Here is a 13,584-nt window from a genome sequence, read left to right on the forward strand (position 1 = left end):
CCCTGTTTTACGGCTGCGCCTGCGGTTGCACCGCGGCTGGATCAAGCGGCTGATAAGGATGCAGAACGGTGTCGCGTTGTTCGCTCAGGACCCAGGCGAAGCCCGAATACATCACCACCAGACAGACCAGAGTAAAGAGCACCACCATCCACGCCGGCACGATGCGCACCAGGTTGCGGCGCTGATCGTTGAGACCTTCCCAGTGCGGCGACAACTCGCGCGGCACGTCGCCACGCAACTGACGGATCTGCCGGTACAAGGCGTCGCGGATGCCTTCAAGCTCAAGCATGCCGCGCGCCTGCACGCGGTACTTGCCCTCGAAACCGAGGGACAGGCACAGGTACATCAGTTCGAGCATCGGCAGGTGCTTGACCGGGTTTTTCGACAGCCGATCGAGCAGCTGGAAAAACTTCTCGCCGCCGAAGGTTTCGTTGTGGAAGCTGCTCAGCAGGCTCATCTGCGACCACTCGCTTTCGTTGCCCCACGGCGTGGTCACGACGGCTTCGTCGACCACGGTGCAGAGCACGTAACGCGCGGCCATCACCTGGCTGCTTTCGGCGCCGTTGTGCAGGGCGCGTACTTCGAACAACTTCAGCCCGGCGGTCAGACGCTCATTGAGAGCGTACAGATCTTCACGGGTTTCGCTGTGCTTGAGGCGCACCACTTCCGAGAGCAGGTCGGACGAGGCCGCGACCAGCGAGTTGAGGCTGATATTGAACGCCTCCGCCGGACGCAGGCGCGCGGCGTAGATCATGCGTTCTTCCAGTTGCTCGAAACGCGGCGGCGCGGCGAAGTCGGTCAGCGGACTCGATGCCGGTCCGTGGCCCTGACGGTCGAGCAGGACGGTTTTGTCGTCCTGGTTGTAATCCGTTTCCTTGATCATGTCGGTCAGTTCCTGATGGCCCAGAATTTCAGTTCAAGCTCGGCGAATTCGCCGGACACGTGGAACGCGAAACCGCCGGAGCGCTCGAGTTGTGCCAGGTCTTCGGAACTGAGTTCGAGGATGAAATAGGTTTTGTTCGAATGGAACGCGATCTGCCGTGGGGCCACCGGCAACGGTTTGACCTTGATCCCCGGCAAGTGCAGGTTGACCAGTTGGCGGATGCGCTCCACCGGGCCGACCTTGAGGTGCTGCGGCAAGCGCTGACGCAGTTCTTCGGAGTCGCAGTTGGCACTGGCTGCCAGCACGAACGAGGCCGAGCCGAGCAGTTTGTGGTCGTGCAACGGCGAGACGATGATGCCGTACTGACGCGCCTGCAGGATCAGTTCGATGGCGTGCTGTTCGAGCACCATCGACAGCACCTGACGGATCGCTTCCATCAGTTTGCGAAAGCTCGCGCCCTGATCGGCGTGGGAGTAGCGGCTGTCCAGACGCGGGCGTTTGCTCTCGCCGGAGAAGGTCGCCAGATCGCCGAGCATGGTCAGCAGCGTGCGATACAACTCTTCCGGGTGAACCTGCTCAAGACCGAGGTAATGGCGCAGCAGCAGTTCGGTACGGTTGATCAGTTGCAGCATCATGAAGTCGCCGACTTCAGCGCCGCCGACCTTGCCGTTGGAGCGAATCCGCTCGGCGATGGTGTCGCCACGGTGGCTGAGCATGCTGATGACTTCTTTCAGGCACGACAGCAGGTAGCTGGAGGCGTGGGCCTGAATGTAGGTCGGGACGAAATCCGGGTCGAGGCTGATCACGCCGTCGGGCGTGGTGTCGAGCACGTCGCAGATTTTCAGCTTCACGTAGGCCTGATCGCTCTGCTGCTCGCCGAGCAACAGTTTGAAGTCCGGACGACCGCAGCTGACCTGGCTGGCGGAATCGTCGCCGGCGTTGGAGTCGGCGACTTCCGCGTCATACGCGGTGTAGCGCGCGAGCACGTCGGATTGCTCCGGGCGCCGGGCCTCGATGTGGTTGCCGGTGACCAGCGGCAGCGCCAGATAGATCGGCGTATTGCCGGTGTTCGGCGGCACGTCCAGCGCCAGCGGCTCGGTGTTGCCGCCGAGTTCGAACAGGCTGCCGTCCGGCAGAATCCCCGAGGCTTCACTGATCACCAGTTTGCCCATGTTGAGGAACTGCAAGTCGATTTCCAGATTGAGAAAACCCCAGGTGTAGCCACCGAGCAATTGCGTGCGGGTTTTCATCTGGTGATCGTAATAACGATCGTTGTGCTGGAAGTGCTGCGGTCGAAGCAGCATGCCTTCCTGCCAAATGACTTTATGGGTGTTCATGATCAGTCATCCGCCTTGGCGAGCACTTGTTGGGTATTGCGGATACCGGCCTGATCGAGGGTCAGATCAGCCTCGGTGAGTTCCAGCGGAGTGATCTGCACGGTGTGGCGCCACTGGGTATCCGGCAGGTCGCGATAGGCAGCAAGGATGCCCACGTAACGGCTGCCCTCCTCCACGCTGAGTTTCAGTTCCACGGTTTCACCGGGGCGCAGTTCGAGTTCTTCGCTGGCCACCAGGTCCGGGTTGAGGGATTCCTTGGCGCGCTCGTAGAGGCTGAAGAAATCAGCGTTCTCGAAGGTCACCGGGTGCTTGAGTTCGAACAGGCGCACGACGATCGGCGACGGCCGCCCGTTGAGGTCCGGATTGAGCTGATCGCTGCCGGTCAGCTTGAGGTTGATCTTGGTCACTTTCGAGTACGGCGACAGCGACGAGCAACCAGCGAGCAGCACCAGCACGGTGAGCGCAGTCAGCGTCTTGAAAAAAGCGGTCGAGCGGCGAGACATGCGCATCATCCTTGGTGGTCGGTGTGGAGGGTGGAGATCAGGCGGATCTGTTCTTCGTAGGCCTGGGCAAAGTCGCGGGCCAGCAGACGCTCGCTCCAGTCATCGTCCTGACGCAGTGCCTGGTGATAGCGGCCGAACGCTCTCCAGCGCCCACCCGATGTTGCAATCAATGGCTTGCTGTCGCGCTCGAAACGCAGGGTCAGTTGCTCTGGCGAGAAGTGCTCCAGCGTGCCGCGTACGGCAGCGCGACTGGCAGTCAGCAGCGCCACTTGGTGCGCCTGCAAATCACGGAATGCACGGGAGATCGCCTGCTCGGCCGGCAGGTGTCCAGGCTTGCTTGGCTGCAACAGAATCTGTAGCGCTTCGCTCGGGTCGACGGCGAATTTCAGCGGGTTCTTGTTGGTGCCCTGCACGGTGGTCTGGGCCAGACGCAGCTCGTTTTTCAGCTCCGAGCGGGTGCGCAGGCTCTGCTGCAAACCACCGATGCTCTGGCGCAGCAGGCGCGCAGCGTTCAGCGCCAACGCTTCGCGTTCGTCGTGGCTGAGGCCTTTTACGTCGACGCCCAGCGCCGCGCCGAAGTGCTCCCAGAATCCTTCGCTCTGACGCTCGACGGCTTTCGGTGCAGGCGCCGGCTCAGGTTCGACCGGGGCGGCAATCAGCTCCGGGACCATCAGGCTTTCCATATCGATGCGCGCGTAGTCGGCACGCTGACGGGAATCTTCCGGCTTGGCGGTAGGCGACAGCAGTTCGTCGATTTCCGAGTACACGCGCTCTTGCTGTTCGAGGGCGTTGAGCGGGTCGAGGTCGAGGAACGCGTCGTCCGGAATGATGCTGCCAGCGGCGCGCGGGCGGCCGACTTCGCCGTCGAAGGTCGCCGGATCACGAACCAGCCGCGCACGGATCTCGAAGTCGCCGAGAATGTAGGTGCTGCCGTGCTCGATGCGCACCGGCTCGCCCTTGTGCAGGCGTGCGCCACTGCTGCCGTCCTGGACACCGTTGCTGCTGGTGTCGGTGAGGAAGAACGAGCCCTCGCGGTAGCTGACAATCGCGTGATGATTGGACAGGTGCCGCTTGCGGTCAGGGATTATCCAGTCGCAGTCCTCGCCGCGCCCGATCACGCCGCCGGCCTGCTTGAAGGTCCGCTGGCACAGCTCGGTGGGCACGAACTGCTTGGTGTTCAGCATTTCGAAAACCAATTCCATGTTTGATGCTCCTTGCGGTCACTTGCCGCGATTGACCGCTTGCGGATCACCCAACGGGCGATAGTCGTTGTCGTTGAATTTGTAATTGCCGCTACAGCCGCCAAGGCCGCATAGAACGACGAGGGTCAGCAGGACAGCGTGCCAGTGACGAACAGACATCAGAGGGTCTCCAGGTGTAGACAAAGCACAAAGCGCCGACCCTTGCGGGCGGCGCTGAAATAAGTTTTTGAGGTGGGCTCGAAGCCTCTAGATCGGGGCCTTGAGCCATAGCCTGGAGGTACGGCGACCTCCCGTGGCGAGGGGACTTGTCCCCGTTGGAGTGCGCAGCGCCCCCATAACCTGCCAGCGCGATTTCTCAGTGAAACCGTATGTACCGGACTGCGACTGCTGCGCAGCCGAACGGGGATAAATCCCCTCGCCACAGGGTATGTGTTGGGTTCGAAGAAGTGCTGTAGCTCAACCATCAAAGTCACCCAAATTGATATTCAGGCGCCCGAGGCGGTACAGCAGCGTGCGCCGTGGCAGGCCCAGCTCGCGGGCCGCGAGGGTCTGGTTGCCGTCGTTCTTGCGCAGACAATCAAGCAGCAAAGTGCGCTCGACTTGCTCCAGGCGTTCGCGCAGATTCAGGCCGCTGTTGTCTTCGGGCATCGGTTCCAGACGCAGGGAAAAATGCTCGGCGAGCAACTCGCCACCCTCGCAGAGCAACACCGCGCGCTCGACCAGTGCCTTGAGTTCGCGAACGTTGCCGGGGAAGGTGTAACCGCACAGATGCTCCAGCGCCGAATCCGACCAGCGCACCGGATCACGCTGCAGAAAGGTGCAGGTCTTCTCGGCGAAATGCCGGGCCAGATCGAGGATGTCGCCTTCGCGCTGACGCAGGGCCGGCAGCTCGATCGGAAATTGTGCGAGGCGGTAGTACAAGTCCTCGCGGAACTTGCCTTCGCTGACCAGCGCCGCCAGATCACGGTGCGTCGCGGCGATGATGCGCACGTCGATCTTGTGCGTGTCGTTGGAACCCAGCGGACGAATCTCGCCTTCCTGCAACACACGCAGAATCTTCGCTTGCAGCGACAACGGCATGTCGCCGATTTCATCGAGCAGCAACGTGCCGCCATTGGCCGCGTCGAACAGCCCTGCGCGATCTCGATCGGCGCCGGTGAAGGCGCCTTTGCGGTAGCCGAACAGTTCGCTTTCCAGCAGGTTTTCCGGGAACGCCGCGCAGTTCTGCACGATGAACGCCTGGGAGCGACGCGGGCCGCAATCGTGGATCGCCCGCGCCACCACCTCCTTGCCGGTGCCGGTCTCGCCACGCAACAGCACGGTGTACGGGCTGTGAAGAATCTTGCTGATCAGCGAATAGGTCTGGCGCATCGCCGCGCTTTTGCCGATCAGGCCGTAGCCGCTGATGCTCGGCACACTGCGAGTGGCGGTGGCCGATTCGGCGGCTGGCTGACGCAGGCGTTGCAGCAGATGCAGTTGGCCGAGTACGAACGAGCCGAGCTGGCCGAGGGAATCGGCAAAACCCTGCAAGTCAGTACGCCGACGGCTGGCACACAGCAACAAGCCCTCGACCGACTTGTGCTGATTGACCAGCGGCACGCACAACAGCGACTGCCACGGTGTGCTCGCCGCCGGTAGAAAACTGGTTTCGTGCAGGCTGCCGGTCAGGTCGTCGAGGCACACCACGCGGTTCTGGCACAGGGCAAATTGCAGCAGTTGTTCACCGTTGTAATCCGCCGGCAGGCTCGCCGCCTGACGCGGTTGCAGCGCGCCGTCGAGGCACTCGGCGTTCATCCCCAGGCAGGTGTGGGTGGCGTCGAGCAGATACAGCTGCGTCAGTTCGCAGCCACTCAGCTCGGCCAGGCCACGGACGAATTCACTCAGCAGCGCAGCACTGTCCGCCGCCCGCGACAGACTGGCGAACTGCGCCAGCAACGCTTCGGCGTAGACCAGTGGCTGCGGCACCTGAGTGAACATCACGCCCACCTCAGACGAACTCGCAGGTCACGCTGGAGTTGCCGTCGAGCGTGGCATGCACACGCTTGAGGCTCTCGCCGGTCGCCATCGCATCAAGCAGACGATCGGCCACCAGCGGCAGCACGTGTTGATCGAGCAGATGATCGATCAGGCGCGCGCCGCTTTCGCTTTGCGTGCAGCGCTCGGACAGGTGATCGACGAGGTTCTGGCACCAGCTGAACTCCAGCTGACGACGGTTCAGGCGCTCGCCGAGACGGCCGAGTTTGATCTCGATCAGCTCGCGCAGCACCGGGCCGCCCACCGGGTAGTACGGCACCACTTTCATCCGCGCCAGCAGCGCCGGTTTGAAGTGTTTGCTGAGTACCGGGCGAATGGTTTCTTCGAGCACTTCGGCGGTCGGCCGCGCGCCGTATTCGCAGAGTTCGCTGATCTTGTCGCTACCGAGGTTGGAGGTCATCAGGATCAACGTGTTGCGGAAGTCGATCTCGCGACCTTCGCCGTCGTTGGCCACGCCTTTGTCGAAGATTTGGTAGAACAGGTTGAGCACGTCCGGATCAGCCTTCTCGACTTCATCGAGCAACACCACCGAATACGGCTTCTGGCGCACGGCTTCGGTGAGCATGCCGCCCTCGCCGTAACCGACGTAGCCCGGTGGCGCACCAATCAGACGCGAGACGGTGTGCTTTTCCTGGAACTCGGACATGTTGATGGTGGTGATGAAGCGGTCGCCGCCGTACAGCAGGTCAGCCAGGGCCAGCGCGGTTTCGGTTTTGCCGACACCGCTCGGGCCGACCAGCAGGAACACGCCGACCGGTGCATCAGGCTTGTTCAGACCGGCAGCGGTCGCGCGCATCGAACGATCCAGCGCGTGCACGGCTTGCTCCTGACCACGGATGCGTGTGCGCAGATCGGTGGCGAAACTGGCGACCTTGGCGTTGTGCTCGCGGGCCAGTTGCGCCAACGGCACGCCGGTCCAGGCGCTGATCACTTCGGCAACCAGACGCGGGCAGACTTCGAAGCTGACCAGGCGGTCTTTGACTTGCGCAGCCGTCAACGCGGCGTGGGTTTCATGCAATTGGGCTTCCAGCGCTTCGACGCTTTGGCCTTCTTCGACTTCGGCGACCAGAGTTTCAATCACGGTGCCTTCGGCGTCTTCTTCCACGCTGACGGTCGGCTCAACAGCTGCAGCCTCGCGGGCCTTGGCCAGTTGCTGACGCAGTTCCAGCAGACGCTCGGCGAGCTCTTTCTGCTCAGTCCACAGGGTCTCGAGCGCAACCATCTCGCTTTCGGCTTCGTCCAGCCGCGCTTCCAGCGCCTCCAGCGCTTCGTGGTCGATCAGCAGACCGGCCTCGGCATCGCGGCGCAGGGCCTGACGCTGGCGGCCGCCTTCAGCCAGTTCGCCACGCAGGCGCTCGAGGCTTTCCGGGGCCGCAGCGAGGCTGATGCGCACGCGGGCGCACGCGGTGTCGAGGACGTCTACAGCCTTGTCCGGCAGTTGCCGACCGGCCAGGTAACGCGCGGACAATTCAGCAGCGGACACCACCGCGTCATCGCGCAGGTAGATGCCGTGGCTCTTCTCGTAGACCTGAGCCAGACCACGCAGAATGGTCACCGCTTCGCTGACGGTCGGTTCGTGGAGTTGCACGGGCTGGAAGCGACGCGCCAGCGCCGGGTCTTTCTCGAAGTATTTCTTGTACTCGGCCCAGGTGGTGGCAGCGATGGTGCGCAGTTCGCCACGGGCCAGTGCCGGTTTCAGCAGGTTGGCCGCGTCGGAACCGCCGGCATTGCCGCCCGCGCCGATCAGGGTGTGAGCTTCGTCGATGAACAGAATGATCGGTTTTGGCGAGGCTTTGACCTCATCAATCACGCCTTTCAAACGACGCTCGAATTCGCCTTTGACGCTGGCGCCGGCCTGCAACAGGCCCATGTCCAGCGACAGCAATTCAACGCCTTTGAGTACCTGCGGCACTTCACCGGCAGCGATGCGCGAGGCGAGGCCTTCGACGATGGCGGTCTTACCGACACCGGCCTCACCGACGACGATCGGGTTGTTCTTGCGCCGACGGGCGAGGATGTCGACCATCTGCCGGATCGCGCCATCGCGGCACAGCACCGGGTCGAGTTTGCCGTCGCGGGCCTGTTGGGTCAGGTTGTGGGTGAAGCGCTGCAACAGCGACTCGCCTTGCGCCGCCGGCTTGCCGTTGGCCGCCGGTTGCTCCTGTTGCGACAGGGCAAATTCCTTCAGACGATCGATGTTCAGTTTGGCGAGCAGCGGTTGATAGCGGCTGCCGGCATAACGCATCGGGTTGCGCAGCAACGCCAGGATCAGCGCCGCGTCTTCGACCTGGGTCTGGCCCAGTTCGAGGTTGGCCACCAGCAGTGCGTCTTGCAGCCATTGCACCAGTTCCGGGGCGAACACCGGGTTGCGCGAAGCACTGTGCTCGACCCGCGACTGCAATGCAGCGGTCAGTTCACCGGCGTCGACGTCAGCATCTTGCAGCGCGCGCGACAGCAAGCCGTTCGGGCGCTCGAGCAAGCCCAGCAGCAAGTCTTCGACGAGGATCTTGCTGCCGCCACGGGCGACGCAACGCTCGGCCGAACGTTCCAGATCACGACGGGTTTCGGCGTCCAGCGCCTGGATGAGTTGTTGCAGGTCTACGTTGATCATGGCTCACGTCCTTAATGAATTTTGCTGCCCAGGGTTACCACGCCGTCCGCTTTCTCGCGTCCCAGCCAACTGGTCCAACCGAGGCGACAGGCGTTCTGCTCACCGATGCGCAGTTCGCGGATTTCTTCCTGGCGCAGGACCAGGCGAATGTCGTAATCGAGCGGGTCACGCAAGGTGAACCGCACCAGCGCGCAGAGCGGCTGGTAGCCGAACCCGATCGGCAGGAATTCATGGAATCGCTGCCAGTCGAGTTCGGTGATGTGAATGCGGAATTTGCCGCTGCGGTCGCGCACGTGCTCGCCCAGCACCAGGTCTTCGCCGAGTACGCTGTTGGCGCGGCCCAAACGATTGCGCTGCTCGTCGAGAATTTCCACGCGGCGCTCGATGCACTGCTCGATGACCAGGTCTTCGTGCTTGAAGTAGTAACGCAGCACGGCTTCGATCAAAGCCGCCGAGTGCGCCCGCAAGCTGAGCAAACCGAGGTACGGCAGCAGGCGTTTCCAGTTGAGTTCCTTGGCCTTGCGGATCTCGTCGCCGCCCAGGCCGATCAGCGCAAAGAGTTGCGCCGAGAACGGGTCGATCGCGCCGCTCTGGAAGCTCGCGCGGTAGCGGTACTTGCGCCAGATCGGCAGCATCAGTCGTTGCAGGCGATGGTGGAACAGGTCGAGGAAATTGCGCGTCGGGTTGCCGTCCTCGCTGTCGCCCAGGGCTTGTTCGCCATAGAACGCTGGCAGCGGCGAACCGGAGCCGACCAGGCCGATCAGGTTGAAGCGCATGCGCGCGCGCATCTTGCCGTGCTCTTCGAAAAACTCGACGCGATCGACGTCGCTGCGCGGAAAGCCCAGGCTCGGGTTGGCCTGGAACTCGACCTGGTCGTACAGATCGTCTTCGCTCAGATGCGGGTGTGCCTCGCGCAGCCGGTCGATCACCAGCAGCACGGCCTGAAACAGCGAGTACTCGCGTATTACCTTGGTCAGCCCGCTTAAAGCAGGGGCTGCAGGCCCATACGTGGTGTCCATTGGTACACCTCTCCCTGTGTGCTTTTTACCCGCAGTTCATGGAATGAATTGAGACTGGCGTAAAGCGCGAAAAACTCGTTGAGAACCGAAGCGAAGACGAACAGGTCGCCTTCGCCGATATAGCCTTCCGGGTCGATGGTCAGTTCGGTGCGCAAACCGCGCACCGGCAGACCGCGATGCAGGCGGTCGACGTGGTGATGCTTGATGTGCTTGAGGCCGCCGAGCAGGCGCTTGCTGACCTTTTCCGCGTGCTGGTCGTAGTAGCGAGGCAGGTCGTAGGTTTCCAGAATCACCTTCAACGCATTGACGTCCGCCAGCGACAGATAGTTAAGCGACATGTTGCTGATCAGCTTCCACAGGAAGTCACGGTTCAGCGGCGGCGCGAAACTCGGAGTGGCCGGGGTGATGTTGCGGAAACTGAGGAATTCCGGGGTCTGCTCGCTGGCCATGCAGATGTCGCCGAGCTTGAGCTTTTTCGGCAGGTTCTGGTTGGTGCACATCAGCTCGATCGACAGGGTTTCGTGGGCTTCGGTGTGGCGGATGCCGAAGCTCAGGTAAGTGTCGAGGCCGTCATGCAATAAGGACGAACGCTGGCGAATGCTGTAATGCGGACGGCTGTTGGGCACGTCGAAACTCGGGTCGTGCTCGAAGGACTCGAACGGCACGTATTCCTGATAACCGAGACCGCCGGGCTTCCAGCCAGTGACGGTTTCCACCGAGAACACACCGCAGTTTTCCAGGTCGTATTCCGCCGGCAGCAACAGGTACTCGTCCTGCTTGCCATCGAGACGGATCGGCAGCGCGTCGTGCTCGAACAGATTGACGATCGGCGTGCAGAACAGCTTCACGTTATCGAGGGTCGGGCGCATGCGCATGATGCCGCTCTTGCGGATGTCGAAGCGCAGTTCGAGACCACGCATCTGCTTGAGCGTGTCTTCCGGCAGCGCCTTGAGAATGTCCAGACCGTTGACGTCGACGAACAGGAACTTGTCCTGGAAGGCGAAATATTCCTGCAGGTAGCGATAGCCACGGAAGGTGTTCAGCGGATACGGAATCAACGCTTCTTCTTCGGCAAAGCCCACTGGTTTGACCCGATCACCGGGAATCTTGAACGCCATCGGTTTGCCGCTGACGCCATCAATCGGCTTGCCGGCGGCGTCGAGCGGGATCAGCTCGATGCCTTCGAGGTTGCGCAGCAGGCTCAGATACAGCATCTGGCTGATGTAACGCTCACCGGCAAAGTGCAGGCGCAGCTTGCTCAGTTCCAGTTCGCCGAGGTGGCCGTCGGCGCTCATTTCCAGACGCAGGCTGAGCAGCGAACCGTCGCCCTTCACCGAGTAATTCAGCGCGGCAAGATCCAGCGGCAAGACTTCGGTCGGATAGCAGGTGCGGAAGCGGCAGCGCACGTCTTCTATCGGCTTGCTCTCGATCGGCGTATCGCGCTCAACCAGCAGCGCCGGGCCGGAACGCTTGAGCGGATCAAACTGCAGAATGCTGAACGCCGGCAGCGGGCGCATGTAGTTCGGCCACAGCAACTGCATCAGCGAATGGCTGAGCTCCGGCAGTTCGTCATCGAGCTTCTGGCGCAGGCGCCCGGTGAGGAATGCAAAGCCTTCGAGCAACCGCTCTACATCCGGGTCCCGCCCGGCCTGCCCCAGATACGGCGCCAGCGCCGGACTACGCTCGGCGAAACGGCGACCGAGCTGGCGCAGTGCGGTGAGTTCGCTTTGGTAGTAGTGGTTAAAGGACATTTCTGGCTGCCTGGGTATTGATTCGTTTGATTTGAAAAATTAATCGACCAAAAGCACTAATAGCGGAAAACGAAAAAAATCATTTCGCACCCCGGGCCAACAAAAACCTTTCAAACTTGCCGGCCACCAATATCGCCAGCGTAGTAAGTCCGCCTGTTAGAACGATATAGGCCAACGCTCGAACGGGATAAAGCGGCAGCAGATAAACCAATATCAAGGCCACCATAAAAAACACAACACACAACTTAAAACGTCGATTCGGAATTACAGCAACGAGCAAATTAACAAAAATGAATAAGTAAAAAACCATATACATGGCAATTCCAATGGAAGCACCACGGGACGTTAACCCGCCGAATAAAAATTTATAGAGAGAAACACCATAGTAATTAACAACGACGTAAATTACGCAGGTAAAAAAATGGACGAGCAAGCTCCCAGCTATTCTCGTCATCATCTCTTCCACTCTCCGTACGTATCTACAGAGCCCTGCGTAATGAAGCTTTTCAACTTCTGGTCGGAAACGCCGAGATAAACCGTGCTCGTAATTACTTTCTCGCGATAGCCCATTCGCCCCACAAATACTTTTACCGTTTCCGTACGTAGATCAAAGTTCTCGGAGGCCCACAAAGCACCGCGCAGCACCATGTAGTTATCGTATTCATTGGTTTTGTCCTCCTTCGGAAATATAGGAAGACCATCGCCATACTCCATGCCGGTTTCAACGGTTTTCTTGATAGCCGTTTCCACGGACTTGGTTTCCTCCAGATATAACCGGTATGTATCGGTAGCGAATGGTATTTGCCCTACACCGTCAGCCCAGTAAGGTTCGCCCTCGATCATGACCAACAAGAATCCAGAACCGCCCTCCGGACTGTTTTTCCAATCACCCGGCATTTTAGCGGCGAAGCTAATCGACATTCTGTCAACAGCTGCAAACTTGGCAATTTCCGCCCAAGTAAATTGTTTATATGCATTGTATGCATCGGTGCCAGCGACTTTGGACTCGGGATTTATCCAAGATTTTTCCCGATAATTATCAGCTAACGGCTCAAACCACTGAATGGCTTCCGCATACAGTTTTTCGGCCGTCATGATTCTGAACTGTGCATCTGTCGCATTCGGCTTTACCGCGAAGAGAGGCACGCCATTGCCTCTAGTTATCAGCCACATACTTGGCAAAGGAAGCTTTTTCGGCTCTTTATCCTCGCTAGGCGTAGTTTCGCCTTCAATTTTCAACTCCGTTTTACCATCGGAGGTCTCGAAAATATGTGCGATGCCATCGATAACAATAGAGGTTTCCACGTGCTTACTCCGCCGACACGTAGATGGTAACCATCTCGCCTTGTTTACCCGTCGAGAAACATCCCGTGCCACCGGCCGCCGATGAACGTCCTGCTTTTTCTAATCCACTCTCAGAAACCATTCTGTAATTCAAGTTCTCGACGGGCTGTCCATCCGCTGCATGGAAGGAAAAAACACGGTTAAAGACTCCGGGAATAACAACAGGCTCTGGCGGCACAAACGGCGCTGGCGTATGCGAATTGCCAATAATCACCGTCCCGGACCCAGCCGTGACCTTGTTGCCGTGAGATCCAACCGAACCTACTGTCGCAGCCGGTTTGCCGTTGATCAGAACAGTGGTCGCCAAGCCGCCGGACATCGCACCACCACACGCCGACGCATCGCCTTGGCGGGCGGCCGCGAGGCCGTCGAAGAATACGTCGCCGGAACCGGCGGCGATCGGGTTGGTGCCGTGGCCGGGGAGCGGGCAAGCGGTGGGGTCGGATACGCGTGCTGCGGGTTTGCCAGACATCGGGGATCTCCTTAGGTGACCTTGACTTGACCGCTGCCATCCAGGCGCGCGGAAAAACTGACCTGGCGCTTGAACCCTTCAACTTCCAGCAGGCCTTCGATACTGAAGGCCAGGCGAAGTTGATCGTGGTCACGCGGCAGGGAAATGACACGCACGTTGCTCAGGCGTGGCTCGTAGGCTTCGATGAAGTTTTCGATAGCCAGACGGGCCTGACTCAGCGAGTCGTGCAGGCTCAGACGCATGTCATTGAGATCGGGCAACCCGTAGTCGGCCAGCGTTTGCACGCTGCCGGCCCGGGTGCTGAGCATTTTGGCCAGATGGGCAGCCACTGACGCCATGGCGCAAGCCTCAAGGCTGTTGCCCTTGCGTAGTTGTGCGTCGCCGTTGAGGCGTTCGAACAGGCTGCCGTATCCGTCCATGAGTCGCTC

At 60.6% G+C, this 13,584-nt stretch carries 13 protein-coding genes; all 13 read right to left on the reverse strand.

Features of this window, described 5'->3' with window-relative positions; translation table 11 throughout:
• Positions 1 to 7: 7 nt before the first annotated feature.
• Entirely contained in the window at positions 8 to 883 is an 876-nt protein-coding gene (icmH, locus tag AC0Z5Z_RS02305; RefSeq protein WP_016772511.1) for a type IVB secretion system protein IcmH/DotU, read from the reverse strand.
• 5 nt (positions 884 to 888) lie between these two features.
• A complete protein-coding gene (tssK, locus tag AC0Z5Z_RS02310; protein ID WP_016772510.1) occupies positions 889 to 2,220 on the reverse strand; it encodes a type VI secretion system baseplate subunit TssK in 1,332 nt (443 codons plus the stop codon).
• A 2-nt stretch (positions 2,221 to 2,222) separates the two neighbouring features.
• Positions 2,223 to 2,723 carry a type VI secretion system lipoprotein TssJ gene (gene tssJ, locus AC0Z5Z_RS02315; RefSeq protein WP_016772509.1) on the reverse strand — a complete coding sequence of 167 codons (501 nt, stop codon included), beginning with the start codon at positions 2,721 to 2,723 and terminating at the stop codon, positions 2,223 to 2,225.
• Between the two features lie 5 nt (positions 2,724 to 2,728).
• Positions 2,729 to 3,925, reverse strand: coding sequence for a type VI secretion system-associated FHA domain protein TagH (gene tagH / locus AC0Z5Z_RS02320; protein ID WP_016772508.1), 1,197 nt, complete (start codon positions 3,923 to 3,925; stop codon positions 2,729 to 2,731).
• Positions 3,926 to 3,943: 18 nt separating this feature from the next.
• On the reverse strand, positions 3,944 to 4,084 hold the full coding sequence (locus AC0Z5Z_RS02325) for a hypothetical protein (protein WP_003229566.1): 141 nt from the start codon (positions 4,082 to 4,084) through the stop codon (positions 3,944 to 3,946).
• Between the two features lie 297 nt (positions 4,085 to 4,381).
• Positions 4,382 to 5,902, reverse strand: a complete 1,521-nt coding sequence (locus AC0Z5Z_RS02330; protein WP_236167784.1) for a sigma-54 interaction domain-containing protein — start codon at positions 5,900 to 5,902, stop codon at positions 4,382 to 4,384.
• 10 nt (positions 5,903 to 5,912) lie between these two features.
• Positions 5,913 to 8,570, reverse strand: a complete 2,658-nt coding sequence (tssH, locus tag AC0Z5Z_RS02335) for a type VI secretion system ATPase TssH (RefSeq protein WP_485610646.1) — start codon at positions 8,568 to 8,570, stop codon at positions 5,913 to 5,915.
• A gap of 11 nt (positions 8,571 to 8,581) precedes the next feature.
• Complete coding sequence (gene tssG, locus AC0Z5Z_RS02340) at positions 8,582 to 9,589, reverse strand: type VI secretion system baseplate subunit TssG (protein ID WP_056790879.1); 1,008 nt, start codon at positions 9,587 to 9,589, stop codon at positions 8,582 to 8,584.
• Entirely contained in the window at positions 9,553 to 11,340 is a 1,788-nt protein-coding gene (gene tssF / locus AC0Z5Z_RS02345; RefSeq protein WP_056790882.1) for a type VI secretion system baseplate subunit TssF, read from the reverse strand. Before tssF ends, tssG begins: the two co-directional genes overlap by 37 nt.
• Before the next feature lie 79 nt (positions 11,341 to 11,419).
• Positions 11,420 to 11,794, reverse strand: coding sequence for a hypothetical protein (locus AC0Z5Z_RS02350; protein WP_485610647.1), 375 nt, complete (start codon positions 11,792 to 11,794; stop codon positions 11,420 to 11,422).
• Positions 11,794 to 12,645, reverse strand: a complete 852-nt coding sequence (locus tag AC0Z5Z_RS02355; protein WP_095181221.1) for a hypothetical protein — start codon at positions 12,643 to 12,645, stop codon at positions 11,794 to 11,796. The genes AC0Z5Z_RS02350 and AC0Z5Z_RS02355 overlap by 1 nt, the downstream gene beginning before the upstream one ends.
• Positions 12,646 to 12,649: 4 nt before the next feature.
• Complete coding sequence (locus AC0Z5Z_RS02360) at positions 12,650 to 13,156, reverse strand: PAAR domain-containing protein (protein ID WP_353187220.1); 507 nt, start codon at positions 13,154 to 13,156, stop codon at positions 12,650 to 12,652.
• An 11-nt stretch (positions 13,157 to 13,167) separates the two neighbouring features.
• Complete coding sequence (gene tssE, locus AC0Z5Z_RS02365; RefSeq protein ID WP_007920274.1) at positions 13,168 to 13,575, reverse strand: type VI secretion system baseplate subunit TssE; 408 nt, start codon at positions 13,573 to 13,575, stop codon at positions 13,168 to 13,170.
• Between the last annotated feature and the right edge of the window lie 9 nt (positions 13,576 to 13,584).

The organism is Pseudomonas sp. 1L-E-NC-VB-C3 (assembly GCF_057291535.1).